The sequence below is a fragment of the Streptomyces sp. NPDC029138 genome (assembly GCF_055564375.1).
Genome location: NZ_JBVHWM010000051.1, coordinates 26,289 through 52,484 on the forward strand (window position 1 = coordinate 26,289; position 26,196 = coordinate 52,484).

Annotated in this window: 25 protein-coding genes; 11 read left to right on the top strand and 14 right to left on the bottom strand. The window is 69.1% G+C overall.

Features of this window, described 5'->3' with window-relative positions; translation table 11 throughout:
- The first annotated feature begins 23 nt into the window (after window positions 1-23).
- On the top strand, window positions 24-950 hold the full coding sequence (locus tag ACZ4WH_RS30990) for an EamA family transporter (protein WP_468187024.1): 927 nt from the start codon (window positions 24-26) through the stop codon (window positions 948-950).
- Window positions 951-1,246: 296 nt separating this feature from the next.
- Here the strand turns inward: ACZ4WH_RS30990 and ACZ4WH_RS30995 are convergent, their stop codons facing one another.
- Window positions 1,247-1,579 (bottom strand): hypothetical protein, encoded by a 333-nt coding sequence (locus ACZ4WH_RS30995; RefSeq protein WP_468187026.1) that lies wholly within the window; start codon window positions 1,577-1,579, stop codon window positions 1,247-1,249.
- Window positions 1,580-2,243: 664 nt separating this feature from the next.
- Window positions 2,244-3,044, bottom strand: coding sequence for an SDR family NAD(P)-dependent oxidoreductase (locus tag ACZ4WH_RS31000; RefSeq protein WP_468187029.1), 801 nt, complete (start codon window positions 3,042-3,044; stop codon window positions 2,244-2,246).
- A gap of 87 nt (window positions 3,045-3,131) precedes the next feature.
- On the opposite strand from ACZ4WH_RS31000, the gene ACZ4WH_RS31005 reads away from it, so the two are divergent.
- Window positions 3,132-3,983 (top strand): helix-turn-helix transcriptional regulator, encoded by an 852-nt coding sequence (locus tag ACZ4WH_RS31005; protein ID WP_468187032.1) that lies wholly within the window; start codon window positions 3,132-3,134, stop codon window positions 3,981-3,983.
- Window positions 3,984-4,484: 501 nt separating this feature from the next.
- On the opposite strand, the gene ACZ4WH_RS31010 is transcribed toward ACZ4WH_RS31005, so the two are convergent.
- Complete coding sequence (locus tag ACZ4WH_RS31010) at window positions 4,485-5,012, bottom strand: DinB family protein (RefSeq protein WP_468187033.1); 528 nt, start codon at window positions 5,010-5,012, stop codon at window positions 4,485-4,487.
- A gap of 667 nt (window positions 5,013-5,679) precedes the next feature.
- Between ACZ4WH_RS31010 and ACZ4WH_RS31015 the strand changes: the two genes are divergently transcribed.
- On the top strand, window positions 5,680-6,555 hold the full coding sequence (locus ACZ4WH_RS31015) for a GNAT family N-acetyltransferase (protein ID WP_468187036.1): 876 nt from the start codon (window positions 5,680-5,682) through the stop codon (window positions 6,553-6,555).
- 59 nt (window positions 6,556-6,614) lie between these two features.
- Here the strand turns inward: ACZ4WH_RS31015 and ACZ4WH_RS31020 are convergent, their stop codons facing one another.
- From ACZ4WH_RS31020 to ACZ4WH_RS31045, 6 genes are all read right to left on the bottom strand, one after another.
- Complete coding sequence (locus ACZ4WH_RS31020) at window positions 6,615-6,947, bottom strand: antibiotic biosynthesis monooxygenase family protein (RefSeq protein WP_468187039.1); 333 nt, start codon at window positions 6,945-6,947, stop codon at window positions 6,615-6,617.
- 152 nt (window positions 6,948-7,099) lie between these two features.
- The gene (gene proS / locus ACZ4WH_RS31025; protein ID WP_468187042.1) at window positions 7,100-8,512 is read right to left on the bottom strand and encodes a proline--tRNA ligase; all 1,413 of its coding nucleotides are present in this window, start codon (window positions 8,510-8,512) and stop codon (window positions 7,100-7,102) included.
- A 188-nt stretch (window positions 8,513-8,700) separates the two neighbouring features.
- The gene (locus ACZ4WH_RS31030; RefSeq protein WP_468187045.1) at window positions 8,701-9,108 is read right to left on the bottom strand and encodes a tetratricopeptide repeat protein; all 408 of its coding nucleotides are present in this window, start codon (window positions 9,106-9,108) and stop codon (window positions 8,701-8,703) included.
- 266 nt (window positions 9,109-9,374) lie between these two features.
- Window positions 9,375-9,950: a hypothetical protein gene (locus tag ACZ4WH_RS31035; RefSeq protein ID WP_468187048.1), complete on the bottom strand. Its 576-nt coding sequence runs from the start codon at window positions 9,948-9,950 to the stop codon at window positions 9,375-9,377.
- Between the two features lie 21 nt (window positions 9,951-9,971).
- Entirely contained in the window at window positions 9,972-10,643 is a 672-nt protein-coding gene (locus ACZ4WH_RS31040; RefSeq protein WP_468187051.1) for a hypothetical protein, read from the bottom strand.
- A 236-nt stretch (window positions 10,644-10,879) separates the two neighbouring features.
- A complete protein-coding gene (locus ACZ4WH_RS31045) occupies window positions 10,880-11,455 on the bottom strand; it encodes a response regulator (protein WP_468187053.1) in 576 nt (191 codons plus the stop codon).
- A 14-nt stretch (window positions 11,456-11,469) separates the two neighbouring features.
- Between ACZ4WH_RS31045 and ACZ4WH_RS31050 the strand changes: the two genes are divergently transcribed.
- From ACZ4WH_RS31050 to ACZ4WH_RS31070, 5 genes are all read left to right on the top strand, one after another.
- Window positions 11,470-11,883 carry a hypothetical protein gene (locus tag ACZ4WH_RS31050; RefSeq protein ID WP_468187056.1) on the top strand — a complete coding sequence of 138 codons (414 nt, stop codon included), beginning with the start codon at window positions 11,470-11,472 and terminating at the stop codon, window positions 11,881-11,883.
- Window positions 11,884-11,958: 75 nt separating this feature from the next.
- Window positions 11,959-13,224 (top strand): DUF7224 domain-containing protein, encoded by a 1,266-nt coding sequence (locus ACZ4WH_RS31055; RefSeq protein WP_468187059.1) that lies wholly within the window; start codon window positions 11,959-11,961, stop codon window positions 13,222-13,224.
- A complete protein-coding gene (locus tag ACZ4WH_RS31060; protein WP_468187132.1) occupies window positions 13,224-13,805 on the top strand; it encodes a hypothetical protein in 582 nt (193 codons plus the stop codon). The genes ACZ4WH_RS31055 and ACZ4WH_RS31060 overlap by 1 nt, the downstream gene beginning before the upstream one ends.
- Window positions 13,802-14,548 (top strand): ATP-binding cassette domain-containing protein, encoded by a 747-nt coding sequence (locus ACZ4WH_RS31065; protein ID WP_468187062.1) that lies wholly within the window; start codon window positions 13,802-13,804, stop codon window positions 14,546-14,548. Before ACZ4WH_RS31060 ends, ACZ4WH_RS31065 begins: the two co-directional genes overlap by 4 nt.
- A 255-nt stretch (window positions 14,549-14,803) precedes the next feature.
- Entirely contained in the window at window positions 14,804-15,412 is a 609-nt protein-coding gene (locus ACZ4WH_RS31070) for a DJ-1/PfpI family protein (protein ID WP_468187134.1), read from the top strand.
- 364 nt (window positions 15,413-15,776) lie between these two features.
- Here the strand turns inward: ACZ4WH_RS31070 and ACZ4WH_RS31075 are convergent, their stop codons facing one another.
- A complete protein-coding gene (locus tag ACZ4WH_RS31075) occupies window positions 15,777-16,340 on the bottom strand; it encodes a hypothetical protein (RefSeq protein ID WP_468187065.1) in 564 nt (187 codons plus the stop codon).
- A gap of 419 nt (window positions 16,341-16,759) precedes the next feature.
- Here ACZ4WH_RS31075 and ACZ4WH_RS31080 point away from each other — a divergent pair, with 419 nt between their 5' ends.
- Both ACZ4WH_RS31080 and ACZ4WH_RS31085 read left to right on the top strand, forming a co-directional pair.
- On the top strand, window positions 16,760-17,698 hold the full coding sequence (locus tag ACZ4WH_RS31080) for a calcium-binding protein (RefSeq protein WP_468187068.1): 939 nt from the start codon (window positions 16,760-16,762) through the stop codon (window positions 17,696-17,698).
- 97 nt (window positions 17,699-17,795) lie between these two features.
- The gene (locus ACZ4WH_RS31085; RefSeq protein WP_468187070.1) at window positions 17,796-18,242 is read left to right on the top strand and encodes a hypothetical protein; all 447 of its coding nucleotides are present in this window, start codon (window positions 17,796-17,798) and stop codon (window positions 18,240-18,242) included.
- Between the two features lie 72 nt (window positions 18,243-18,314).
- On the opposite strand, the gene ACZ4WH_RS31090 is transcribed toward ACZ4WH_RS31085, so the two are convergent.
- A complete protein-coding gene (locus ACZ4WH_RS31090; protein ID WP_468187073.1) occupies window positions 18,315-18,854 on the bottom strand; it encodes a hypothetical protein in 540 nt (179 codons plus the stop codon).
- 979 nt (window positions 18,855-19,833) lie between these two features.
- Between ACZ4WH_RS31090 and ACZ4WH_RS31095 the strand changes: the two genes are divergently transcribed.
- A complete protein-coding gene (locus tag ACZ4WH_RS31095; protein WP_468187136.1) occupies window positions 19,834-20,850 on the top strand; it encodes a hypothetical protein in 1,017 nt (338 codons plus the stop codon).
- Window positions 20,851-20,939: 89 nt separating this feature from the next.
- Here ACZ4WH_RS31095 and ACZ4WH_RS31100 read toward each other — a convergent pair whose 3' ends face one another.
- From ACZ4WH_RS31100 to ACZ4WH_RS31110, 3 genes are read right to left on the bottom strand one after another with little or no spacing between them, the layout of a single operon-like run.
- Complete coding sequence (locus ACZ4WH_RS31100) at window positions 20,940-23,690, bottom strand: alkaline phosphatase family protein (protein WP_468187076.1); 2,751 nt, start codon at window positions 23,688-23,690, stop codon at window positions 20,940-20,942.
- 50 nt (window positions 23,691-23,740) lie between these two features.
- A complete protein-coding gene (locus ACZ4WH_RS31105; protein WP_468187079.1) occupies window positions 23,741-25,147 on the bottom strand; it encodes an ABC transporter permease in 1,407 nt (468 codons plus the stop codon).
- Window positions 25,144-26,148 carry an ABC transporter ATP-binding protein gene (locus ACZ4WH_RS31110; RefSeq protein WP_468187082.1) on the bottom strand — a complete coding sequence of 335 codons (1,005 nt, stop codon included), beginning with the start codon at window positions 26,146-26,148 and terminating at the stop codon, window positions 25,144-25,146. Before ACZ4WH_RS31110 ends, ACZ4WH_RS31105 begins: the two co-directional genes overlap by 4 nt.
- Window positions 26,149-26,196: the final 48 nt, after the last annotated feature.

A 26,196-nucleotide genomic window follows, 5' to 3' on the forward strand; every position in this document is an offset into this window, starting at 1 on the left:
GCCGACGCGAAGGGGCATCAGGTGTGAGCAGGACACGTTCCCTGCCTGGGAAACCGACTGCTGAGCAGGAGATCACCGCGGCAGGCCGCCGACGCCGTCCTCCCCTCCCGGCACCGTTCCTGGTACTGGGCAGCGTCATCAGCGTTCAAACCGGCCAGGCGCTCGGCAAGCAACTGATCGGCACCGTCGGGGGTCCCATGGGAGCTGTCGGACTGCGGCTGTTGCTCGCTGCTGGACTCCTCCTGATGCTGTGGCGCCCGCGTCGTCTGCCCGCTGACCGACACAGTCGCCTGCTGATCCTCGCCTTCGGCACGGCGATCGCCGGTATGAACCTCGTCTACCTGGCACTGGAGCGCATGCCACTGGGCGTAGCCATGACGATTCAGCTGACAGGTCCGCTGGCAGTGTCCCTGGTGACCTCTCACCGTGCGCGTGACGCCGTCTGGGGCCTGCTTGCGGCGACGGGGATCGCATGCTTCATGCTCCCCGGATCATCCTCCTCGGACCCCCTATCCATGACAGGTCTGGCCTTCGCCCTGGCATCGGCGGTGTCTATGGGCGGATATCTATTACTGAGTCAGGGAGCCGGCGCCCGCATGTCCGGAGGCCAACCGTTGGCGCTGGCTGTGCTCTGGGCGGCGCTTCTGACGCTGCCCTTCGCGGTGGGCCAGAGCGGCGACCGACTGGTGCAACCCCACGCCCTGAAGGTCGGGCTCCTGGTGGCCCTCTTGTCAGCGGCCCTGCCCTACTCCCTGGAGCTGACCGCACTTCGCCGGTTGCCGGTTCGAGTGGTAGGCGTGTTGCAAAGTCTGGAGCCCGTCGCGGCTGGCCTTGCCGGCCTCCTGCTTCTCCACGAACAGCTCTCAACGCTCCAGTGGCTGGCCATCGGCCTCATCACCGCGGCATCGGCGGGTGCCGTCACGTTCACACAGCGCCGTTGCCAAGCGTGAGACCCTTGGCCGGGTACGTTCTGCACACTGATCGCGGGTCGCGGTCCCGGTCACTGAAATTCGTTCGGGGGGCACCTCGTTGCTCATCGGAGCACCGTAGAACTCCCGGGCGGGTGCCCGGCCCGGAACCAGACAGCCCGGCAGCCGAATCGGAGACGGCGCGGCAGGGGCCGGAGCCGCCCGCGATGCCGGCGAGCCCGAAGTCCAGCTCGGCGCGGCGCCGACGAACGGACGGCAGTCCTCCCCGCCGGGCCCGGCGGGGAGGACTTCACGACTGCCCCGGCATGGGCGACCCGTCAGACCCACCCTGCCGCGCGCATCATGCTCACCAACACGCGGTCGGCCGCCTGCTCCTCGTCCTGGTCCACCTCGAAGCTCTCCCAGCCCTCGGCGTACCGGAGCACGTTGGACAGCGTCTCGTGGTCGGCGGCACCGCGCGGGCCCTCGAAGGGAGACTGCAGTACCGGCGAAAGCGCCTGCCGCACCCAGCGGGCGACGGTGGCTCGTCCGTGAGCGGCCTCGAACTCCGCGCCGGGACGGGGGCCGGCCGCGCGGTCGAGTGCGTCGGCGAATTCGGCGAGCAGCGCGAGGTCCGCTACGGCCACCTCAATGGTGGTCAGGTACACCACCTTCCCACCGTCGGGCCCGATTAGCAGCAGCACGTTGGGCGTGGGGCGGGTGCTCCTCCACCATCCCGTCCGCGAACTCCTCCGTCCCCTCGGGCATCGCGTCGCGCACCCGCCAGTACGCCTCTTCGACGTCCTCGATCGGCGCGCCGGGGATCGGCACAGCCCCGCTGCCCCGGTAACCCATCAGCACCCCCTCATGGTCCAGGACCATGTCCCTTCGGAGGCTCAGCAGCAGCCCGTCCAGTTCGTACAGCCGACCAAGGCTTCCTGGAACAGGGGCAACAGCAGCGTACGGGTGGGGTGAGTCGCGGCGGCAACTGCTGGCCGCCGGCTCGGGTGCGGTCGTTCGTCCGCATCGCCTCGGTGTACCGCGTGCCGGTGGCCCGGCTCTGCTCTCGGATCTCCCGGGTGCGCTTCCGCGACTTTCTGGGCTTGCGCGTAGGGCGCCGGCGTAGCCATGCCCTTCGCGCGGCGGCGCACGACGCGGCGACCGATGCGGGCGTGGTCGACCGGTTCGCTGGGCGTGGCCGCCCACCCGCGGGGCAAGCGGGCGGCGCGCGGTGCGCCGGGACGGACGGCCAGGACGCGGTCATCTTGTTAGCCGTAGAAGAACGCCTTCGAGCGTCGGAGTCAGGGCTGACGAGGGTGCGGTGGCGTCGTCGGCTCAGGCTCGGGCGCCGCCGTCGACTCGCAGGATCGTGCCGGTCACGTAGGAGGAGCGGTCGCTGAGCAGCCAGGCGGCGGCCTGGGCGATTTCCTCGGGGTCGGCCGCGCGGCGCAGTGGGGTGAGTGCCTTGAGCCGCTCGACGAGACCGGGCGAGTCCGCCTCCCAGGTGCGGATCATCTCGGTAGCTGTGTGGCCAGGGGCGATGGCGTTGACGCGGATGCCTTCGGGGCCGTAGGTGACCGCGGCTGATTCGGTGAGGCTGTTGACGGCTCGCTTCATGGCGCCGTACGCGGGGAGTTCGGGGTTGCCCCTCAGGCTGCCGACGGACGAGTTGTTGACGATGGCGCCCGTCCCGGCGGTGGCGCGGATGGCGGCGATCTGGGCGACCATGGCCAGCCAGACGCTCTTGAGGTTCACGGTGTAGAGGTGGTCGAAGTCAGTGTCCGACAGCTGATCCATAGGGCCCGGGGTCTGGATCGTCGCGCCGTTGTTGAACGCGACGTCGAGCCGGCCGTACAGGTCCACGGTCCGGTCGACGGCGGCGCGCACGCTGACCGCGTCGGCCAGATCGCAAACCACGTAGTCCGCCGCGCCGCCCGCCGCCCGGACTTCCTCGGTCACCGCCTTCAACTGTGCCTCTGTCCGGGCTGCGAGCAGAACACGGGCGCCCTCCCGGGCGAACAGTCGCGCCGCGGCGGCGCCGATACCGCGTCCGGCACCGGTGATGAAGGCGACCTTGCCGGCCAGCAGGCCCCCGGCGGTGGGAGCGGAGGGGTCGGTGATGGGTGTGTTGTCCATGGCAGCGAGCCTGCGACCGTTCGCGACGCCGATCCAGGCACCGTCGGTACCTGGATCGGTGTCGCGGCCCCGGCGCACACTGTGGGTGTGGACAGACGAGAACTGGCGGCCTTCCTGCGCAGCCGGCGTGAGCGGATCGCCCCGGCCGACGTGGGCCTGCCCACCGGGCCGCGCCGCCGCACCCCGGGGTTGCGCCGCGAGGAGGTGGCGCAGCTGGCGTTCATCTCGACCGAGTACTACACGCGGCTGGAACAGTCCCGCGGCCCGCGCCCGTCACGTGAGGTGCTGGCCCAGCTGGCACGGGCCCTGCGCCTGTCGGACGCCGAGCGCACCCATCTCCACCACCTCGCCGGCGCACCGCTGGGCCCGCCGCGTGGCCCCTCGCGCGAGGTGCGCACGAGCATTGTCGATCTGCTGCGCCGACTGCCCCAGGCCGCCGCGATGGTGACGTCCGCGATGTTCGAGGTGCTCGCCTGGAACGATCTGGCGGCCGCCCTGATGGAGGACTTCTCAGCCCTGCCGCGGCGTGACCGCAACCTGGTGCGCCGTGTGTTCCTCGGGCCGCACCCGCAAGGGAGGCGGTTGTACGGGGTGTCGGACGCGGACGCCTTCGCCCGCAACTCGGCGCAGCGCCTGCGCGCCGCCGCCGCCCGTTATCCCGACGATCCCGAGATGAACGAGCTGGTGGGTGACCTTCTCGCCGGCAGCGAGGAGTTCACCCGGCTCTGGACCTCCCACGACGTGTGCGCCGAGCCCACCCTCTGCAAGACCTTTCAGCACCCACTGGTCGGTCCGGTCACCGTCAACTGTGACGTCCTCGACGTCACCGACCGGGACCAGCAGGTCGTGATCTACACCGCGGCACCGGGATCGCCCTCCGAGCAGGCGCTGCGGCTGCTGTCGGTCATCGGCACACAACGCATGGACGTGGCCAACTGAGCCGCACCGGGATCGGTTGACGCTCAGCAGCCAACTCGAATTCTGTCGACTGGACGTCCGTGAAAGGCCGGACCTCACCGCTACGCCGGCCGGGGTGATCGCTGAACTCGTCTCCGGGGTGGGTCCGGCCTGGCACGGGCGACGCCACGCCGAGGGAGGGTCCGGGCAGCGGAGCGGCAGCGGGCCGTGGGCGCCGGACCGGCGGTCGATCAGTGCCCGCACCTTGCTGGAGCCGTAGGCGAGAAGAACGCCGACCTGGGTGTGCCCCAGCGGGCACTTCGCAGCAGTCGCTGTATGGCTCGGGACTCCACCCTGCGGAAGCGGCCGGCGATCCGGGCCGTGGCTTGGTCGAACAGCACGTGCCGGCGGCCGGGGCCCCTGCCACAGCTCGCGGCCGCCGAGCGATCTGCATGAGTCCACACAACCCTTGATGAGTCACGCGGCGGCCATTGTTGTTTCGCAGGCGGAATCGGCGCGAGGATCGCGAAGTCGGCCGCAGTGCTAGGTCAGGACCAGCCAGCGGCGGCCGTCGATGAGCTCTCGGGCTGCGTCGAGGTGGCCGGCGTGGCAGGCGGTCTCGGTGATGACGTGCAGCAGGACGTCGCGCAGGGTGTGCAGGTGTGGTTCACCGAACAGGTCGTGGGGCCACCAGGCCAACGCGGCGTCGGCAGGTGTACCGGTGATCACGGCATCGGCGAGTTCTGTCTCCTGCCGGTATCGGTCGAGCACGTCGATGGCCGACACCTCCGGGGCCACCCTCCACGCTTCGTCACCGCTCGTCAGACCGCGGATGACCTCCTCGTCCCCGGCGACGACGGCGCGAAACCAGAACCGCTCCACATCCAGCGCGAGGTGCTGAACCAGTCCCAGGCAGTGCCATCCGGATGGCAGCACGGGCCGGCGCAGATCCTTCGCGTCCAGCCCGTCGAGGATGCCTAGGACGTGGCGCCGCTGTCCGTCCAGGACCCGGAGAAGTGCCCTGACCTCACTGTCCGGAGTTGTTTCGCTCAAATTTTCGGTCACGGCCACCTAGGATTCCCGAATGTCCGCGGCCGTGCAGCGTGTTCCCCGATTTCCGGGACACTCAGTCGGCGAAGGCCGGCGGAACCGTTGACGCCGGCGGCCTGTACAACTCGGTCGGCTCCAGGAAGGAAGCGCGTCACCTCGCCTCCATCGTGGCGACTGGCCTGGCCTCGGCGGTTGAGCGGGTCAGAACGGCGCACGGGAAGCGATGAGGTCCCAGCCCGTTGCCGAGGAGTTCCCGGAGGAGGAGAGCGGCCTCCCACAGCCTCGATACGAGGCCTGCCACCACGCCTCCTGACGAATGCGCAACCGCTCCACCTCGGTCGGCCCGGCCGTCTCCAGTTCACTTGCGGTCCGATCGAGGCGCTCCCGTTCACTTGCGGTCCGATCGAGGCGCTCCAGTTCGGCGCTCTCGCGCCGAGGGTCTCCTCGGCCGAGGTTCCTCCCTCGGCTATCAGATCTGCTCCGGGGCACGGCCGCGCCCACTGGTTTCGTGAGAGTCCGGGAAGTCGAGCCTAGCGCCGGTCCCGCGCCCACCTGCGGCGATCGTTATCGGCACGCGGCGTTCGGCACCGGGTCGCCCGCGAGGGAACACTTCCTCACCTTCACCGGCATCGCCTGCGCTCTTCGGGAATCGGCTCCCAGGCTTGGCGTGCATGCGGGATCATGAAGCATGCGCTCGGATGCCTGGCACCTCACCGAAGACATCGATGACTTTCTCACCCAGGCCGGAGACTTCCTCCGCTCGCGGCCCGTGCTGCACAACACGCCGCTCACCGTGATGGAGAAGTGGCGAACCCGTCCGGGTACGTACGACCCCGGAAGCGTCCTCTTCGGCCGGCTGGAGTCGGAGGGCGAGACCCAGGCGATCTTCTACCGCCCTCCGACCCGCCGACTGACCCTCACCCCGCTCTCCCCCGAGCGGGCCGACGCCCTCGCCGCCCGTCTGACCGGTCTCGGCCACACGCTCTCCGGCGTCACCGCGGACCACGACACCGCCACCGCGTTCGCCGAGGCCTGGCAGCGGCACACCGGCGCGACGCCCGCACTCCGCGTGCGGATGCACCTGTACCGCCTCGACACGCTCACCCCGCCCGAGCCGTACCCGGAGGGCCACGGCCGGATCGTGGGCGAGCAGGACCACGAGCACCTCATGCGCTGGTGCCGTGAACTCGCCGTGGACCTCGGGGAGACCGTCACCATCGACGCCGACTCCTGGGCCGGCACCCGCTTCGCCGAGAAGCGCTACACCTTCTGGGAGACCCCGGACGGCACCCCCGTCTCCATGGCGGGCGTGAACCCACTGGTCGCCGGGATGGTCCGGGTGGACCCCGTCTACACCCCGGCCCCTCTCCGCGGCCGCGGCTACGCGGCTGCCGTGACCGCCGAGGTGAGCCGGGCCGCGCTCGCCGCGGGCGCCACGGAGGTCGTGCTGTACACGAACGCGGCCAATCCCACCAGCAACGCCCTCTACCAGCGCCTCGGGTACCGCCGGGTCACCGACTGGGCCCCGTACGACTTCACGTACGCCGAACCGGAAGCCAACTAGAAATCACCCCGATTGACAGCGGAGGCGAGGGAGGGGATCCCTCCCCGGGATTCCCTCCCTCAGTCGCGGCTGAAGGTGTAGGCGCGTTCCACCCGCGCGACTTCCACGCTGTACGAGGAGTACCAGCGTTCACGTCCGAGCCGCTGCGCTTCCAGGTGTTCGGGCTGGGCCTTCCATGCCGCTATCGATGCCTCGTCCGCGTAGTAGATGACGACGAGGTCCCGGCCGTCCTCGTCCGTCAGCGACTCGCGGCCGAGATAGCCGGGCTGCGCTTCACCGAGTTCGGCCATGCGCTCGCTCATCGCCGCGTAGCCTTCGAGATCCGCAGTCGGCCGGGTGGTGATGATCACTGCGTAGTACGGCGGTTCCGGGCGGACGAACGAAGTGGTCATGCGAGAAGCCCTCCGTCGGTAAGGAGCACAGGACGGCGCGACGCGGGTTCCAGGCGGGTGATCACCACGGTGGCGAGCGGACACCTCCGTGCAGGTGGTGCAGGGGACTTCCGTCCGTGGCAGCCGCTGCGGCGTGTACCGGAACCGGGCGGTCAGTAGGCGCGGGCCATGACGGCGAGGGTGCCGGGAGCGTCGTCCGAGGCCGGGACCGAACCATCCTCCGCGATGAGGCACCTGACGGTGACGCCCCGCTCGCCGAGAGCGGTCTCGCCTTCGGGGCCGAGCTTGACCCACGGCATCCGGGCCCATCCGTCAGCCGCCACCTCCACCGCTTCGTCGAGGGAGTTGACGTCCACGGTGCGGGACTCGCGGCGCTCCTGGGACTGACGCAGCAACAGCGCCTGGTCCTCTTCGAGAAGCTTCGGCACCTCGGAGACCAGCGTGTTCAACGCGATCGGGGACTTGCCGCCGGCGATCCGGCGGACCAGCATGCCGGTGCCGGCCGCGAGATCGCGAGGTCCGATCTCCAGGCGCAGCGGCACGCCCTTGAGCTCCCAGTCCACGGCACGGCGCCCGAAGGCCACGTCGACGCGGTCGTCCGTCTGGACGCGCACTCCGGCGGCCTCCAGCTCCCTGCCGATCTCCCGCACCCTGGCCACAGTGGTCTCGTCGTCCTTGACCGCCATGACGACGATCTGGAGGGGGGCGAGGCGTGGGGGCACCCGCATGCCGTTGTCGTCTCCGTGCACCATGATGAGGCCACCGACCAGCCTGGTGGTGCTGCCCCATGACGTCTGCCAGACGTGCTCACGACCGCCGGCGTCCGTCAGATAATCGGTGTTGAACGCCTTGGCGAAGTTCTGACCCAGCTCATGGCTGGTGGTGAGCTGAAGCGCCTTGCCGTCACCCATCATGCCTTCGAGCGTCAGGGTGTTGACGGCTCCGGCGAACCGCTCGCTCGGAGTCTTCCGCCCGGGCAGTGCGGAGATGGCGAGCACGTCTTCCAGGAAGCTCTGGTAGACGTCGCGCTGGATCATCGCAGCGTAGTCGCGCGCCTCCTCGTAGGTGGCGTGGGCGGTGTGCCCTTCCTGCCAGAGGAACTCGGTGGTACGCAGGAAGGCCCTCGGCCGCTTCTCCCAGCGGACCACGTTCGCCCACTGGTTGATGAGCAACGGGAGGTCCCGGTAGCTCTGGATCCACTTGGAGAAGTACTCGTTGACGATGGTCTCGGACGTGGGCCGGACGACGACCGGCTCCTCCAACTGCTTGCCGCCGCCGTGTGTGACCACCGCCAGCTCGGGAGCGAAGCCCTCGACGTGTTCCGCCTCCCGCGTCAGGTACGACTGCGGGATGAACATGGGGAAGTAGGCGTTCTGGGCGCCGGCTCGCTTGATCCGGGCGTCCATCTCCTGCTGCATGTGCTCCCAGAGGCTGAAGCCATAGGGCCTGATGACCATGGTGCCGCGCACAGGACCGTTGTCGGCCAGCTCTGCCTTGTTGAGCAGATCCTGGTACCAGCGCGGGAAATCCTCCGCCTGGGGAGTGAGAACAGGTGCCTTAGCCATGCGGGCATCTTACGGGCCGCGGCCCACCGGAACCGCAGGGTTTTCCGGCGGCGCCGCCATCCCGGACCGCCCCGCGAACCCGTCCATGACTCAGCGCATTGACAAGAGCCAGTCAAGACGAAATGCTTTGACCATCTTCCAAATAACGCCGGAGTTCCCTGCCTGCCGCTGACCGCGATACGGAAATGTCAATGCCGTGGTCGATCCGGCATTGTCTCCGCAACGGGAAGATGCCTGTGCCCCGATTTCATCAGGTTTTGCCGATACGCCCACAGACCTCGACGCCCTTCAAGTCCCCAAGGTTCAGGTCCGCGTTGGCTCGGTCCTTGAGGACGTACGGCCGCGTAAGCGGTCTGAAGACGTGCGACGGCGCGTTCGTTGTCGCCTTCCGCGTACATGGCCAACGCGCGCTCCACCAGCGGCGCGGCCTCCTCGTAGTGGCCGTTGCGGTGGGCGACAAGGCCCGCGTTCCAGTACGCCGCGCCGACGGCTCGGCGGTCGTTCAACCGGCCGGCCGTGTCAATGGCCTGCTGAGCAAGGCGCTCCGCCGCGTGGAGATCGCGCCGCTCGGCGTACAGGCCCACGAGCGTGGACATCACCTCGACGCCGCGGCTGGCGCCGCGCGGCACAACACCGGATCTCACCGCTGTGCATTCAGCGGCGGCGGGGACGGTCGCGGCACAGTGTGTCCGGCTCGCCCCGTGCCCTGGCCGTCTGGCGCGACCGGACTCCTCCCAGCCGACGCTGCGGCCGCGCGCCCTGACTTCCACGGCCGCGCGCTGACCACCAGGGGACGCGGCGCGCAGGAAGTCGGTCGTGTCCAAGGTCGATGGGAGGAGAGAAGAGGACGAGCCGGCACCTCCTACGGCTTCACGACGTACACATAGCGGCTGAACGGAGCCCTGCGGTCGAGGTCAACAGGGCTGTCGCTCTCGTGGTCGTTCGCGTATTCGCCAAGGGTCCACAGTGCAGCCCGGCCGTTGATCCGGCTGTAACTCAGGTCTTCGCAGCCGATGTTGAGGTACGACTCGCGCCTTCCCCTGGCCGCCCCCTCTCGCCACGACCTGAGCTGTCCCGGCTGCTTCGTACCGCGGCTCGACGAGAAGTAGTACCTGCCGTTGGCCGCCCTGACCGCGCCCTGCACCCGGACTTCTCGGTTCGCGGCGGCTTGCCAGGAGGATCGGGTGCTGTTCAGGTAGCCACTGTTCTCGCTCCTGAGTTCCCATCGCGCCAGCCGGCAGCTCCCGCCCGCCCGGTACTCGCTCACCAGCAGCGCGGGCCGACGCCTCGTGCGGTCCAGCGAGACCTGCGAGAACGTGAACCCTCGCGTCGCGCTGCCGGTGGCGTCGTAGGGGTAGCACTGAGGCAGGACGTAGTCGTACTCGTGCGCGTGAAACGTACCGTCCGCCTGGCGGCCGAGCCCGGGGCCCTTGGTCACCTTGAAGATCCGGTCGAGGTCTTAGACCCGTAAGCCGGTCGTCCCGACCGTGCTGTCCGCGACGTACAGCTTGTTGCCGTACCAGGCGATGCCGCCCGCGTGCAGGTCCGACTCGCGGAAGTCGTACCGCTCTCCCCCGTCGTCGCGGAGCCCGTACGGCTCCACGAGCAGCACGTGCTGGCACGTCGGGTCGCCCGCGGCGTTCCAGTTGACGACGCTGATCCGCGCGCCCTGTCTCTTGGCGGCGAGCCTGCCGTACCAGGACACCAGCAGCGTCGCGGGCGCCGAGCCGTTCGCGTCGTAGTTGGTGGTGATGCCCTGGGGCCGCCAGTTCTTGTCGACGAAGTCGGCATTCGCCCAGCGGAACGCGTACAGCAGTTCTTCCGGTTCCTTGTCGGGCCGGGGCTTGGTCCCGTCGTCCTGGTCCTCCGGCCACCGGGTGACTCGGTCCGCCTTCAGGGCCGGGGTCCTCGTCAGGACCTCGCCGAGGGAGACCGGCCCGCCGAGTAAGGAGCTGAGGCCGTTGACGGCTCTCCGGTAGCTGTACGCCGACCCCCACGTGGGAGCGGCGCGTCCCGTGAGCCTGTACCGTTCCGCCGCCGCGGCCTCGCCGGGGACGGCCAGGCCGCCCACCGCCGCTGCCACCGGGGCCGCCGCCATTCCGCGCAGGATTGTTCTCCGTGTGGTGTCCATGGCCAAGGACCGTAGGGCGGAACGCCACGTTCGACCCGGGCCCGGCCTGTCCCGGACATGTCCCGGACAGCTCCAAGGGTCACGTCGTGACTCCGCCCTGGGACGTCCGGCCAACCGTCCTCGACGCGAAGCAGGCGTGAGCACCTGTCGCCCGACCGACCCGCTCGGGGCACCCCGTCACCGGCCTCTGGAAAGGCGCGAGGACCCGCTCGCCGGATCACTCGAAGGCGCCCGCGTCATGGCGGAGTTGTGGCCGCGATCCGCGACCAGGTCGTCCGTGGGGAACTGGGGTGACTGACCTGTTCAGCGGCCGCTACCGGTGCCGGTCCAAGGGCGGCCCCGGCTCCGGTGCGCTCGGCGACATCGCCGGACTCGTCGTTGCTGTAGACGGTGAGCACGACGACGTGCGTGTCCGGGTATTGGGCGGTGATGACGCGGGTGGCCTCGATACCGTCCCTCCGGGGCATCCTCGGGTCCATCAGGACCGCGTCCGGGGCGCTGCGGCGATCGCGACCAGTGCCAGCTGTCCGTCGTCGGCGGTGCCTACGGGCCACTGGCAAGCCGACAAGGCGTACGCCCGGTAAATGCCTGGCCATTCTCGGACTCGCTGGAGTAGCCTGCCTGCACAAGCGACTCGTCCAGGGCATTACGGGCGTATGCGAATCAGGAAGTCCTGAAAGTCCGTTTTCGCGTTCCTGCAAACGGTAAACAACTTGTGATTGACGTATGATCATCAACCCCATACCGTTTACTTGATCGTTGCCAAAGTATGCCGTGCACCCCGGCCATGGTGTGCACGCTTTGTGCTGCATCAGGAGGGGACCTCATGTTCAATGTACATCGAATAGCCACCACCGCCGGCATGGCTTCCGCACTTCTTCTCGCCCTGGCACCCAGCGCGTCTGCGAACTGGCAGAGCTATATCACAAGTGCTGGTGCCGGATTCGAGTCGAGCCGCTGGGAAGATGAGAGCTACAGCGAGGTTCGCTTCAAGGACTGCACGCAGCAGAATGCCACGGGGAAGTGGGTAAAGGTCGCCCTCTGGGAGGATAACGCTCTTTCACCCGACACTAATCACGGCACCAAGACCTTCACGAATTGCTTCAACGGTGACGAGGCCGTCAGCGCCGGAGAGTGGACAGGGCTTCCTCTCGACGGCTACTACTTCCGCCTACAGGACACCGACGGTGGCCTTCTGAACGTGAGAGTGGTCGCGATCGACACCACCCAGGCCGATTAGCCACAGGTAGCACATACATGAAGTGAGGGGTGCTTCGCGTCGACGCACCCCTCGTCATCCCCCAGAAAGAATCTTGTGCGCATACGAACCATACTGTTCGGCAGCAGCGCGAAATGGGCGGCCCCCATCGCCGTACTGCTGTCGATTTTCTACTATTACGGGAGCGGGGTGTCACGGGAGGCGTTCGGATATTCGCCGACGCTGGTCTCGTCCGCTCTGGGCACTATGTACGCGGCGGCGTACGCCTTCGCTTCCGCTCTGGGGGTATGGGAAAGCGCCCACCTGAGGAGGGCCGGAATCTGGGCGATGGGCCCGGTCCGCTCTCGTTACCGGGTGGCGTGGGACGGCATCGCTCCCGCCCTGACATCGGCATGGATCATGCTGGTTCTGCCGGTCGCTCTCGCTCTGGGAAGCGCGGGTGTTGTTCCCTCTCCGGCCAGTCTCGGCCCCTTGGTGATGGCGATGCTGCTGTGTGTGGCGCACGCGGTGATCGGGTTCGGTGTCGGTCTCGTCGCGCCACCGGTCATAGCCGCTCCGTTGATGGCCGTACTGGTCTGGGTGCTCGTCGCCTTCTCATGGTCGACCGACGCCTTCTGGATGCGGCACGTGTCGGGTCAGTACCCCACGACTCTGATGTTCGGTGAAGCCGCCACCTACAGTTCCCTGCTGCCGCACCTGCTGCTCACCGGGGGGATCGCGTTGGGAGTCGCCCTGCTGTGGCTGCCGCTTCGGCCCTGGCCGGTTCGCGGGGTGCTCGCCGCTGCGGTGGCCGTCACCTGCCCCGTGTTCGCTGTCCAGGCGGTACGGGGATGGGAGGCGAACCCGCCCCTGTTGACCGGCCAGGCACCCATGGACTGCGCCGGAGAGGCGCCGAGGGTCTGCGTGCCAAAAGCCAGTCCGGCTCACGTCGCCGCTGTCAGAAAAGAGGCGACATCGGTCCTGGCCGATCTGCACGCCGCGGGGTTCAGGGGAACACCGGATCTGATAGTCGACCGCCTCGGCGACGGACGGTATCCGCTGTCGTCGACGGCGGACACCTGGCGGGTGGGCGTCACCAGCGGCGTACGGCAAGGTGAGCTGCGCTACCGGATCGTCCAGGCCGCCGTGCGGTTCCCCTGTCTGAGGGTCGATTCCGTGCACGGCAACGAGGTCATGCTGTGGGCGGCCACCGTGACGGGCGAAGAGGCCGCCTACAACGCCCACATGAGAAGAAAGGGGCCAACCTTCGCGGCAGAGAAGGAGATTCGCCGGACCGTGCGCCGAGTCCTGGCATCCGAGCCTCACGAACAGGGGAAGTGGTACCGCCAGACTCTCCTCGCCGGCTGCCGGCGGAACGCATGATGTGGTGGGTGAAGGCGCACCGCGCCCACACTGTTCTGCCGGCCTCTCTGGCTCTCTTCGTGCTGCTCCTGGCAGTGTTCCAGGGCGATTCGGTGGCACTTCCCTCCCTCACGGGCGGAGCGACCCAGGTGGTGCTCGCGCTTTTCATTCCGGTTCCTCTGGTGTCCGGCCTGGCGCTGTGCCTGGACACACGCCTGCCCGCCGCCGAGAGCACGGCCGTGCGCCCGGTGCGGTACCTGGACGGCGCTCTGGTGGTCGCCGTAGCCCTCGTCGCGACGATCACGAGTGCGGTGGCAGGCGCGGCCTGGGCAGACCCGGTGACCGGGGCGGTCGGAAGGAACACGCTGTTCCTGATCGGGCTGATGCTGATCGCGCGTGCGCTGTTCGGCCGGCCCGGTGTACTGCTGCCCACTGCCTGGATCCTTACGGTCTGCCTCTGCGGTTTCCGGCCCGGCAACGACGCCTATCCCTGGACCGTCCTTCCGGAACCTCTCAGCGCGCCGCACGCCGCGGCCGGGGCCCTACTGATGTTCGGTGCCGGAGTCACCGTTCAGATCCGATACGCGAGGAACTCCCCATGACCCTTGAGCTGATCTCCTGCACCTACGGCTACAGCCACGGCATCACACGGCGCAAAAGAACGGTGCTCAGCGACTTCGGCTACCGGTTGCCGTCGGGGCTCACGATCCTGCTGGGCCCCAACGGCGCCGGAAAGTCCACCCTGCTCAAAGTAGCCGCATCCGTGGTGCGTCCCGACAGCGGCAGGGTCGTGTTCGGCGGCATTCCCAGTACGTCGAAGGAGTTCCGGCGGAACGTCGCCCGGATGCCGCAGGACATCGTTCCCCTGTCCGGCCTGACCGCGCGCGAATACGTTGCCTATGCGGGCTGGTTGAAGGGCATGAGCCGCGGTGACGCCTGGAAGGCGGCACGCCGTGTCCTGGCCCGCGTGGAGCTGACGGAGCAGAACGACGTCAGGACGACCGCCCTGTCCGGAGGACAACTGCGCCGAGTCGGTGTGGCGTCCGCCCTCGTGCACGGTGCCCGCGTCCTCCTGCTCGACGAACCGACCGCCGGAATGGACCCTCGGCAGCGCCGGATCTTCCGCGATCTCCTGCGTGACCTCAGCGGTGAAGTGAGCGTGCTCATGTCCACGCACGACGTCGCCGATCTGGCCGAGGACGCGGATCACGTCACGGTCCTGGCCGGTGGCCGGATTCTGCACTCGGGTACCACGGACACTTTCCTGGCTCTCGCCCCTGACGGCACGGTCGCCGGCCGGAAGGCGGAGGGCGCCTACACGGAAGTGCTCGCGCGACACGAGTAGGCGTACGCCGAAGGGGGTCACCGCTCGCCGCGCCCGGAAGTTCTTCGACAGCGGCTTGCCGTACAAGGACCGCCCGGAGTTGCCCGGACTGGCTGATCCGGTACGGCCTTCAACCAGGCCAACGTCGACCGGGGGCCGGACTCCGCATCGGGGACCTCGCGGGGTGGGCATGCCACCAGGTGGTGATTGGCTCTCGTGTCGGACCGGCGCACCGGGGAGACTGCGGAGTCGATGCCGTTCCTTCAGGGGGTTGTGATGCAGGTCGCCGTGGTCACCTTCGACGGGTTCAACGAGCTCGACAGTTTCATCGCTTCCGCGCTGATCAACCGATGCCGTAAGGACGGCCTGGAAGCCTTCGTCACGACGCCGACGCCGGTGGTCACGTCGATGAACGGCGTCGAGGTGACAGGACAGCGCCCCATGGAGTTCCTGGCCGAGGCCGACGTCGTACTGATCGGCAGTGGTGTGAAGACGCGAGACGTGGTCGCCGACGATCAGCTGATCTCCCGGCTTCGGCTCGATCCTTCGCGACAGCTGATCGGCGCGCAGTGCTCCGGCGCGCTGGTGCTCGCCCGACTGGGGTTGCTGGAGAGCATGCCGGCGTGCACGGACAGGAAGAGCCGGCCCTTTGTCGAAGCCTGCGGCGTCACCGTGCTGGACACGCCGTTCCACGCCGAGGGCAACATCGCCACGGCGGGTGGTTGCCTGGCGTCCCAGTACCTCGCCACCTGGGTGATCACCCGGACGCTCGGTGAAGAGGCCGCACGCGACGTCATCGACTACGTGGCTCCGGTCGGCGAGAATCGGGAGACCGTCGAGCGTGCCATGCGTGCCGTCCATGCGGACGAGGTCGCCCTGCGCTGACGCCTCGCGGGGAGCCTTTCGGCATGACCTCGGCCGCGGCGGACACGGTCACTCACCGTTCGAGGGCTACGCAGGGTGGATACAGGAGGCCGACCGGCCACACTCCTTCCGCCTGCGGTGCCTCGCGGGCGAAAGGGGCACGGTGGACGTATGCGCCTCGGGCGGAACTTCGCCTTGACACGGCCGCAGTGGCGCTCCACCCACGGGTTGGTGCTGCTCCCTCTTGTGCTGATCGTCGCGAATCTGCTCAGGGAACCGGGGCCGCGTCCGGGGTGGCCGCGCGGCGGTCGGCCGGGCCGGTCCCGCGAGGATCGCCGGGCCGGCCCGGGGTTTGATCAGTGACAGTGGTGACCGTTCACTCGGCTCAGGCCACGATCGCGATGACCTTCGCGGCGTGTCCGACCGCCTGGATCGTCGAGTCGACCAGAGCGCCGATGTCTGCGTTCACCCTGTTGGTGCAGCGCGCACTCCAGCCGCCGCCCGAGGCCCGCCAGGCGTCACGGATGGACTGCCGTGACGCGCTTCTGCTCCAGTTGTAGTCACGGGACCCCGACTCGAAAGTCCCGTGCATCCGGCCTGACGTTTCGAACACGAAGGCCGTGCCGTTGGAGAAGCGCACGACGCACACACCCGCGAAGTTGTAGCTGGGCGCGCCGGAGTCGTGCATGTGGCCGGAGTAACTGTAGGACCCGCTGGGGTAGACGCTCAGCGAGTACCAGCCGCCCACCGGGACACCACCGCCGAAGGTCACGTTCTTGCCGAGGATGACCTGCGTCGGCAGGATGGCGGGACTCCCGGGCGCGAGGGCCGCGGTGCCGGACGACGGCGCAGGCGCCGCCTCCGCTGCGGTCGGTCCAACGATGGTTCCTGCTGCCAGCAGGGCCGCTGCGACGGCTGTGGCGCCGCGGCGCTTGAGACCGCTCACCATGACTCCGCCTCCTTCGAGTATCGGAGTTAGTGCTGTCTTCAACCGTTGAACAGCGGTGTATCACCGCTGTTCCGCACGACCGGGCCGTCTTCTCCGACCTGCCACCAGTCGTGTGACCAGTACTCAGACGCGGGGCCCCACCCGGCCCACTCTAGTCAGTCGGCCCCGTACGCGCTCGGCGGAGCTGATGACGTGCCCGATGGTGATGGCCGGCCGGCAGCGGCCGGGCGTGCCGTCGTACGGCCGCGTCCCGCCGGGTTCCGGTGAGTTGGGCGCGTGCGGTGTGCACACCCGGCCCTGTGATCGATCGTCAGCAACTCCTGCGGGAGAAGTTCACCAGTCGTACAACTTTTCATTTCCTGTTCGTGTCACCTCTGCGGAGTCGTTCGACTCCCCAGATCGACACGTGGGGACAACACATGCGCATCCGTGCCTCAAGCGCCGTCGTGGGCGGCGCTCTGGCCCTGTCCGCTCTCGCCGTTCCGGCCGCACAGGCCTCCGGCAGCGAGGGCGACACCCAGATCAGCAAGGTGGTCGTGGACGGTGACAACATGGTCGCCATCGGCACCTCCGCGGTCACCTTCGACGTCAGCGTGACCGCCACGGACGACTCGGGGATCAAGGGTGCCGACGCGTTCGACCTGCACGGCCCCGGCAACGGGCATGCGTCGACCGGCAAGCCCACCTGCACGCAGGTCGACGCCACCACCTCCACCTGCACCGCCTCGGTGACGATCGACCCGAGGACGGACCACCTCACCAACACCAACGCCGGTATCTGGTACGTGGACGCGCGGGTCGACGCCCATGACGGCAACCACATCCAGAAGGACAACGCCGGCTCCTTCTCCTTCCAGCGCGCCACAAGGCTCACCGCCACCGACGCCGCCCCGGAACCGGTGAAGAAGGGCAGGACCCTCACGGTCACGGGCACCATCACCCGCGCCGACTGGGAAACGCTGAAGTACGGCGGCTACCAGTCGCCGGACGTGACACTCCAGTTCCGCAGGAAGGGCGCCACCGCCTACTCCGCGCTGAAGTCCGTCAGGGCGGACTCCCAGGGCCACCTGAAGGCCACCACCCTCGCCTCGCTCGACGGCTACTTCCGCTTCCACTTCAAGGGTGCTTCGACCAGTTCCCCGGTCGGCGGAGCGGGCGATCTCGTCGACGTGCTCGGCACGACGGCATCCGCCCCGACCGGCGCCGCCAAGGGCACTCCCTCCGCCCTGGACGTCACCTTCTCCGACACCAGGCTCAACGGCGGAAAGAACATCGTCGTCGGCACGAGCACCGCGAAGAAGGCGACCGTCACGTTCACGCTGAAGCACGCCCGACGAGGCGGTCGCACTCCTCGATGACGCCGAACCGACCTGCACGGACTCCCCCACCTCCCCCGCGACCCTCGCGACATGCACGGCCACCGTCACCGCCGACCCGGCCGAACTGCGCAACGAGATGGCCGGTGGGTGGAAGACCGGGATCCACGCCATCGCCTTCAACGGCCAGGACCCTGACGCCCCGTACGACCCGAGCGAGATCGGGCTCGCGATGCGGGACAGCGCCAAGGACTTCCTGCTCCAGCGCTTCACCAGGCTGACCGCCGACGCCGCGCCCGAGCCGGTGAAGAAGGGCGGGACCGTCACGGTCACCGGGCTGATCACCCGCGCCAGTTGGGACGACGGCAAGTACCACGGCTTCTCCTCCGGCACGCACGCGAAGCTGCAATACCGCGAGAAGAAGGCGAACTCCTACACCACGCTGAAGTTCACCAGTCAGGTCGACGGCGGCCACGTCAAGACGACGACCACCGCGACGTACGACGGCTACTACCGCCTCACCTACCCGGGCAACTGGATCAGCCCGGACGTCAGCTCCTCGGGTGACTACGTCGACGTGCGGTAGGCCACACCGATCCGGCCCCCGGGAAGCTGCCTCCCCAGGCACACCGTTGTCGCCGGTGGCAGGGGGACGATCTCATCGGGCTTCGTCCGCGCTGGACAGGGCTTCGGTGATCAGGCGGGTGGCGAAGTCGGGGTCGTCGGTGAGGCGGTTGATGTGTTCCGCGAGCAGGAAGGCGGTGACTTCCAGGGGAGTCATCTCGGCCTTGGTCCAGTATCCGTACTGTTTGCGCCACAGGCTGGGGCTCAGGTCCGTGCCCGCGGCGACGAGCAGGCCGGCCATGGTCGGGATGGTCTCGGGGCGGACGCTCTTGGGCATCATGCGCATCGAGGCCACGAGGTTGGGCACCACGCACGCGATGACGTCCTTGCCGTGCTCCTCGTAGGCCATCCGCAGCCACTTCATGAACATGAAGATGAGCGTGCACGCGCCGTCCAGCACGTCATTGGCTCCGGTGGGGCCGAGGGAGGCGGTGAAGTGGTCGATCAGCGCCTGCTGTTCGGGGTCGGTTCCGGTTCTGCCGTCGTAGATGCCTTTGAGCCGGGAGTCGATCATCATGAGCGCCACGCCCACATCGCCGGCGGGAGCGTGCTCGGGGCCACAGGGCGACGACACAGGAATCCTCCTCGGGTGACCACGGTGGGCAACGCGGCGTGTCCGTACAGTAGACCGCCGGTGAGACGGAGATCTGACGAATCCCGGTGAAAGGGCTTCTGGTGGTGTCGCACGGGGCCATGGAGGTGGGGGAAGCCGACGCGGCCGGAGGCCCGGTGCCGGGCGCAGGACCGGGGGGACGTCGGATACGGGAAAGGTCCCCGGCCTGTTCGAGGCCGGGGACCTTTCCGTTCGAGCGCCGGGCAGGCCTAGCACCTGCATCTCCCCGCAGGAAGCGGGACGTCTTTCCTTGGACCACCAACGCATCACCGGGCGCCGCGTGTTCGGGCGACCAGCTCAAGATCGAGTGTAGCCTACGCGGGCCGCCTGCCGAAGCGTCGGTGTCGTCGGGTCCGCGCAGGCGAGGACACCCTCCAGCGCGGTGTCCGCCCGGGCCGTCGACCACTGGTCCGACATGAGCCACAACGGCCGGCCCCTGCGCCAGGGCCTGCGGGACACGGGCGGGGCGAACGGCTGCGCCGCTCCCGTGCGAAGACCGATGCGAGGGCCCGGCTCGAGCCGGCGCTCGCCGCCTTCCGGAAGCTGGGCGCCGCTCCGTGGGCGGCCCGCGCGAAGCGGGAACTGAACGCGGCGGGACAGGCCACGCGCACCCCACGCCCGGGGCGTCGCGGCGGCCCTGACGCCCCTGGAACTGGAGATCGCGCGGCCGGCGGCGTCCGGCATGACGAACAAGGAGATCGCCGCGCGGTTGTTCGTCTCGCCCCGGACGGTGAGCACCCACCTGTACCAGATCTTCGGGTGCGGGCCGTCGCCGGGTTCTGAGACGGCCAGGGCAACCCTGTGGGCGGGTTGTGAGTCTACTGACCGATCACATGGTGATCGGAGCCACGAGGAGACCATCATCAACGCCATACGTAAGACCCTGACCGCCACCGCCGTCGTCGGTGCCGTCCTCGCGGGCTCCGCCGCCTGCGGAACGGTGGAGCAACTGTCCGCCGGCAAGAAGCTCGACCGGGCCTTCGAGAAGCTCGGCGAGAAGAACAGGCTCTCCTTCGAGCTCGACGTGGACACCGACGCCGCGTCCCTGAAGGCGCTGGACGCCGAGTCCGACCCCGCGCCCGGCGAGGAGATCCCGGACGAGGCCGCCGAGCTGATCAGCGACGCGAAGATCACTGTGACCGTGGAGTCGAAGAAGCCGCTCGCCGAGTCCGGCGAGAAGGACCTCGTCGGGACGGCCATGAAGGTCAGCACCCCGGACGGCGACCTCGCCGAGTACCGGATGATCGGCGACTACATCTACATCCGTGCCGACATGGACGCCATGGGCAGGATGTCGGGCAGCCCCGTGCCGTCCGCTGACGACCTGCCCCCGGAGGCCGGGGCGTTCAAGGACGTCCTGGAGGGCAAGTGGGTGAAGTTCAGCACCAAGGAGATGGACAAGGCCGCCGCCGAGGGCCAGGAGGCCGAGGGCGGTCCCGCGCCCGCGCCGTCCCTCGACGCCAAGACGCAGAAGAAGCTGGTGAAGGCGCTCCGCGAGGTCGTCGCCCGTGAGGTGCGCTTCAAGACGGCCGGCGGCGGGGACGGCACCGAGCACGTCACCGCGACGGCCCCCTTCCGCACGCTGGTCACCGAGCTGTTCGGCGAGCTGCGGCCGCTGGCGAAGGACCTGCCGCCGGGCATGGAGCTGCCGACGGACAAGGACCTGAAGGACGCGCCCAACGCCAAGGTGACGGCGGACTTCACCCTCAAGAACGGCGAGCTGTCCCAGGTGGACGTGGACCTCGCCAAGCTGGCCGACAGCGCCAAGGTCAAGAAGCTGGGCCTGACGCTGCGGGTGGGCGAGGGCACCAGGCCCACCGCTCCGGCCGGTGCCACGAAGCTCGACCTGGGCGACCTCATGAACGGCTTCCTCGGCGGGCCGCCGATGGGTGACGCCGAGTTCGACACGAGCGGTCTCGACCAGGACTTCCCGGACCTCCCGCAGGACGACTTCTGAGGGAAGGCCCCGTAAGGGGAAGGACCCCTGCCAGGCGGTCGGCCTGGCAGGGGTCCTTGCCGGTTCAGCGCGTGTCAGCCGCCGGACTGTCAGCCGTCGGACTCCGGCGACGGGATGTACGCGCCGGGCACGTCGTTCGGGGCGTAGATCTTCTTCTCGCCGGGGTACGCACGCGTCCAGTTGTGGGTCTGGTACCAGGTGAGGTGGTTCATCTGGGCGGGGTTGGCGTAGTCGGGGATGGCGTGGGAGCCGGTCAGGTGCTGCTTGGACTTCCAGGCGTCCCACTCGGCGGCGAGGGACTTCTTGTCCGCCGGCACCTTCGCCGACGGCACGGCCGCGGCCTTGGGGTCCTGGGCGGCGGGGGTGTCCACGCCGCAGGACGGCGGCGTCTTCACACCGTCGGTCAGCGAGGTGCGGTTGGGCAGCGCGGTGAACGGCGTGTAGTCGGGGTGCCGGGTGAACACGCCCCGCATGGGGGTGGCCGCGCTGTCCTTCTGGTTCATCGGGTGGATCCCGAGGATCTGCTCGATGGTGCGGACCATGGTGATCTGCGAGTAGTAGCGGCTGTCCACGGTGCCGTGCTGGGCCCAGGGGCTGATGATCTGGACCGGGGCGCGGTGGCCGTCGACGTGGTCCAGGCCGGCCTGGGAGTCGTCCTCGACGACGAAGATCGCCGAGTCCTTCCAGTACTTGCTGTGCGAGATCTTGTCGATGATCTTGCCGGTGGCGAGGTCGTTGTCGGCGACCTGGGCGGCCGGGCTCGCCGGGCCACCGGTGTGGTCGCTGGAGAGCCAGAACATGTTCAGGTTCGCCGGGCCGTTCTTCTCGAAGTCCTGCTTCCAGATCTCGTACCGGTACAGGTCCGGGACGCTGGTGTCGAACTTCGGGTAGCCGGGCACCGAGACGCTGTTGAGCGACGGGATCGGCGAGGAGGAGTTCAGGGGGTAGGCGGTGTTCTGGCCGGTCGCGTCCATGGTCTTGGCGTCGCAGTACAGGTTCTGCCAGCTGGCGCCGGACGGCTTGGTCAGGAACTGCTGGAACTCGCCGAAGTTCCGCACCGACTTGCCGGCCGATTGCGCGCCGGTCCACAGGAAGCCGGTCTTCTGGTGGCCGAGGGCGTCGTCCTCGGTGTCGTAGCTGCGCTTGTACTCACCGGCCGAGGACTCGGTGTACTCGGGGTTGTCGGCCTGCATGAGCCAGTTGTGGCCCTCGGCGGAGTTGGTGCCGATGTCGTAGGTGTTGTCGTACAGCCCGAACTGCTCGGCCAGCGCGTGCTGGTTGGGTGTGACGTTCTCACCGAACTGCGTCAGCGCCGGGTCGCCGTTGCCCTTGGGGATGTCGCCGAGGACCTGGTCGTAGGTGCGGTTCTCCTTGACGATCAGGAAGACGTGCTTGATCGTCGACGGGTCGCCGATCCGCGTCGGGACCGGCTGCGGCTTGGCGTGGCCGTGGTCCTTGGCCAGCTTGACCGAGCCGGCGCTCCAGCCGTTCTGCTGGAAGACCTTGGCGGTCTGGGAGCGGATGACACGGTCGCTGGGCAGGGTGAACTGCGTCAGGCTGGAGGTCGTGTCGTGGGTGCCGTGGCCGGCGCTGTCGGGGCGGCGCGCGTCGATGCCGCGGGTGTTGGAGACGACGACCTTCTTGCCCACGGTGGTGATCTCGGCGGGGAAGTAGTCCGTCGGGAGGAGGCCGACGTAGCTGACCGGCTCCTGCGGGGAGGTGTAGCGGTAGACGGCGACGGCGTTGGCGCGGCCGAGCGTCACCAGCAGGCGGCCGTCCTCGGTGAGGGTGACGGCGTCGGGCTCGTAGCCGACCGAGGCCTCCGGCCACGGCTGGGTGGAGATGGTCTGTACGACCTTGTCGTTGGCGGTGTTGATGACCGACACGTTGTTGTCGGCGGTGTTGGTGACGAACACCGCGCCGCGCTGGGCGTACACGGCGGTCGGGTGCAGGCCGACGTCGATGGTGCCGACGGCGGCGGAGGGGTCGGCCAGGTCGATGACGCTGACCGTGCCGGTGGTGGTGGCGCCGGTCTTCGGGTCGGCCGGCACCTGGGTGCCGTAGGAGTTGAGCGTGGAGTCGCCGGCCTTGGCGGGCCGGCCGCCCTCGTTGCTCACGTAGAGCTTGTCGCCGACGCGGGCCATGCCGCGCGGGGCGTTGCCCACCGCCCAGCTCTGCTTGACGGCCCCGGTCGCCGCGTCGATCGCGACCACCCGGTTCTGGCCGTTGACCGCGCCGTACACGGTGGAACCGTCGGCGGAGAACACCGCCGCGGCGACCAGGGCCTGCTTGCTGCCGTCGGCGGGGATCTTGACGGTCACCGGGTTGGCGAGGGTGCCGTCCGCATTCACCGTGAACTTGGTGTAGCCGTCGAGCTGGCCCAGCCACAGCTGCTTGCCGTCGGGTGAGTACGTCGGGCCTTCCTGGCCGACCGAGCCGCTGCTGATGCGCAGGTCGTCGGCGGCGTTGGTGCCGACGCGCTGCTTGATCTGCCCGCTCGCGAGGTCCACGACGACCAGCGCGGCGTCGCCGTCGGTGACCGCGGCGGCGAGGTGGCTGCCGTCCGGGCTGACCGTCGACGACATGATCTTGCCGTCGTTGATGACGAGGCGGTCGCCGTACGGGGCGATGTACTGGTCGGCGGAGACGACCTGGCCCTTGTCGGTGACCTGGCCGACCTGTTCGGTGCCGAACTGGCGGGTCTCGGCGACGGCGGTGCCGGTGGCCAGGGCGGCCGTGGTGATGCATGCCGTGACCAGCGTGGCCCGGCGGCTGACACGTCTGCCCAGCAGGTCGTAGTACTTCTTCTCGGCCTGCCTGCGGCGGCGTGCTATCTGCATGTCATTCCTTAGGGAATCCGGAGAGTTCGGGGGGTGGCCGGAGAGGAAGTTCAGGGGGTCGGGGAGTCCGGGGACGTGGCGAGCAGGTCGACGTTGCCGTCGAACTGCCACAGCGGGTTCGGTGCGTCTCCGGTCGGAGTCCGCACCACGAAGTAGCCGTTCACTTCCTTCGGTCCGTCGCCGTCGGCGACGAACCGCCCGTCCGCCGTGATGTCGAGCTGGTAGACGGCCGACCCGGTGGCCGCGACGCCCGGCAGATGCCAGGAGACGACGCACCGCCAGTCGTTGCCCGGACCCTGGGCGCCGTCCTGGACACCAGCCTTGGTGCACGCCGCAGAGGTCTTCAACTGCGCCTCGGTGACGGCGGGCCGGTGGAGCTGCTCGGTCTGCATGCGGTACAGGTGGGCGAACTCGGTGGCGAGCGAGCGCTGCACCTTGGCCTGTTCGATGCCCGAGCCCGTCGCCGTGGTCGTCGCCGCGACGACCGCGACCGTCGCCCCGAGCAGCACCGCGAGCGGCAGGGCGGCCGTGGTGACCGCGCGGCGCGCCGAGCCGTCGTCGGTGGGGTTGGTGAAGTCGCGCCGCAGGAAGAGGGCGTGGGCCAGCGCCGTCGCCGCGACGGCCCACAGCAGACTGACAACGATGCCGATGAGGAGCGGGGTGAGCTGCGCCGGGCCGGTGAACAGGCCGTTCCAGGTGAGGAAGGCGTCGCCGGGCAGAGCGAGGCGTACGGCGACGGGGAGCGGCAGCATCTGGGCGAGCTGCATCGCCAGCGCGACGAGCGCGGGCAGCAGCAGCCCCATCGGGGAGCGCCCCAGCACGACCGAACCGAGGAGCCCGATTCCGGCGAGGGCCAGTGTCGGGGCGAGCACACAGGCCCAGGCGAGCAGGACCGTGCCGGCGGCGTCCCCCGGCGCGAGCAGATGGCCGTCGAGGCCGACCAGCGGCTGGTTGCCGACGGCCACCAGCCCGCCGGCCGTGCTGGAGACGGCCAGCCCGGCCACGAGCAGCACGATGACGGTGAGGCCGGCCAGTGCCTTCGCCGCGAAGATCCGCCGGGGCGAGCGGACGGCGACGAGCAGGTGGCGCCAGGTGCCGAGCCGGTCCTCGGAGGCGAACACATCGCCGGCGACGACGGAGGTGAGCAGCGGGAGCGCCCAGGTGCCGGCGAAACCGAGCGTCACCAGCGGGCCGGCCCACCCGGTGGCGTGCATCCAGCGGCCGAAGAGGGTGTCCGTGGGCAGCGTGCTCTGCGCGCTCACCCCGGCCACGAAAAGAGCGGGCGCGATCCAGCAGGCCAGGAGCAGCAGGCGGATACGCCACTGGGAGAGGAGCTTGACGACTTCGAAGCGGTAGCTCCGGGCAACTGTGACGCGGCCTGATGCGGTGGTGTGCGCAGGGGGTACGGCGGTGGGGGTGGGGGTTGCGGTCGGGGTGGGGCTTGCGGTCGCGGTCATCGACCGACCTCCTGCGGCTCGGCGTCGGTCTTGTGCTGCCCGGCGTCGGTCTTGTGCTGCCCGGCGTCGGTCTTCTGCTGTTCGGTCAGGGCCAGGAACGCCGCCTCCAACGAGGAGACGACGGGGGCGAGTTCGCGCAGTGCGATGCCCTCGTGGACGAGCCGCACCACCAGGTCGTCGAGGGCGGGCACCAATGCCCGCACCACGAGCACCTCGCCGCCCTGGCGTCCCACGGTGTCCTCGGCCAGGCGGATTCCCGGCGCGTCGGCGGCCAGCCGGTGTGCGCGCTCCGGGTCGGACGTGATCAGCCGGTAGTCGAGTTCGCGGTGCTCGGCGGCCAGTTCGCCCAGCGGCCCGGAGAAGACGATCCGCCCGGTCGCGAGGATGGTGACCTCGGAACACAGGGCTTCCAGGTCGTCCATGCGGTGGCTGGAGAGCACGACGCTCGTTCCCTCCCGCGCGAGCCGGGTGAGAACACCGTGGACGTGCTTCTTTCCGGCCGGGTCCAGCCCGTTGGAGGGCTCGTCCAGGACGAGCAGCCGCGGCTTGGTGAGCAGGGCCGCGGCGAGGCCGAGCCGTTGGCGCATGCCCAGGGAGAAGCCGCGGGTGCGGTCGTCGGCGACGTCCCTGAGCCCGACCTGTTCGAGTGCGTCGTCGATCCCCGCCGACCGTGTGTCGTCGCCCCGCAGAGCGGCGAGCGCGGCGAGGTTCTGCCGGGCGGTGAGCGAGGGGTACAGCCCCGGCCCGTCCACGAACCCGGCGACACGGCCGGGCGCCTCGAACGCCCGGCCCACCGGCGTACCGAGGATCTCCAGACTTCCGCTGTCGGCCACGGCCAGGCCGAGAAGGAGGCCGAGCAGTGTCGTCTTGCCGGCGCCGTTCGGACCGACCAGACCGTGGATCTGTCCCTGTGTCACATCCAGGTCGACGCCGTCGAGCGCGACGACATCACCGAAGCACTTGGTGATGCCGCGAGCCCGGATGGCGAGCTGTGAGTCCATGAGCCCCTTCTTTCGGAAAGCCTCCTGGACCCTAGGAAGCACACACGA

Excerpts from the sequence above, each read along its gene's own strand:
- ACZ4WH_RS31000 (WP_468187029.1), bottom strand. The coding sequence starts at position 3,044 with ATGGACAACACACCCATCACCGACCCCTCCGCTCCCACCGCCGGGGGC.
- ACZ4WH_RS31015 (WP_468187036.1), top strand. The coding sequence starts at position 5,680 with ATGCGCTCGGATGCCTGGCACCTCACCGAAGACATCGATGACTTTCTC.
- ACZ4WH_RS31020 (WP_468187039.1), bottom strand. The coding sequence starts at position 6,947 with ATGACCACTTCGTTCGTCCGCCCGGAACCGCCGTACTACGCAGTGATC.
- proS (WP_468187042.1), bottom strand. The coding sequence starts at position 8,512 with ATGGCTAAGGCACCTGTTCTCACTCCCCAGGCGGAGGATTTCCCGCGC.
- ACZ4WH_RS31030 (WP_468187045.1), bottom strand. The coding sequence starts at position 9,108 with ATGTCCACGCTCGTGGGCCTGTACGCCGAGCGGCGCGATCTCCACGCG.
- ACZ4WH_RS31040 (WP_468187051.1), bottom strand. The coding sequence starts at position 10,643 with ATGGACACCACACGGAGAACAATCCTGCGCGGAATGGCGGCGGCCCCG.
- ACZ4WH_RS31045 (WP_468187053.1), bottom strand. The coding sequence starts at position 11,455 with ATGCAGCACAAAGCGTGCACACCATGGCCGGGGTGCACGGCATACTTT.
- ACZ4WH_RS31050 (WP_468187056.1), top strand. The coding sequence starts at position 11,470 with ATGTTCAATGTACATCGAATAGCCACCACCGCCGGCATGGCTTCCGCA.
- ACZ4WH_RS31060 (WP_468187132.1), top strand. The coding sequence starts at position 13,224 with ATGTGGTGGGTGAAGGCGCACCGCGCCCACACTGTTCTGCCGGCCTCT.
- ACZ4WH_RS31065 (WP_468187062.1), top strand. The coding sequence starts at position 13,802 with ATGACCCTTGAGCTGATCTCCTGCACCTACGGCTACAGCCACGGCATC.
- ACZ4WH_RS31070 (WP_468187134.1), top strand. The coding sequence starts at position 14,804 with ATGCAGGTCGCCGTGGTCACCTTCGACGGGTTCAACGAGCTCGACAGT.
- ACZ4WH_RS31075 (WP_468187065.1), bottom strand. The coding sequence starts at position 16,340 with ATGGTGAGCGGTCTCAAGCGCCGCGGCGCCACAGCCGTCGCAGCGGCC.
- ACZ4WH_RS31080 (WP_468187068.1), top strand. The coding sequence starts at position 16,760 with ATGCGCATCCGTGCCTCAAGCGCCGTCGTGGGCGGCGCTCTGGCCCTG.
- ACZ4WH_RS31085 (WP_468187070.1), top strand. The coding sequence starts at position 17,796 with ATGGCCGGTGGGTGGAAGACCGGGATCCACGCCATCGCCTTCAACGGC.
- ACZ4WH_RS31100 (WP_468187076.1), bottom strand. The coding sequence starts at position 23,690 with ATGCAGATAGCACGCCGCCGCAGGCAGGCCGAGAAGAAGTACTACGAC.
- ACZ4WH_RS31105 (WP_468187079.1), bottom strand. The coding sequence starts at position 25,147 with ATGACCGCGACCGCAAGCCCCACCCCGACCGCAACCCCCACCCCCACC.
- ACZ4WH_RS31110 (WP_468187082.1), bottom strand. The coding sequence starts at position 26,148 with ATGGACTCACAGCTCGCCATCCGGGCTCGCGGCATCACCAAGTGCTTC.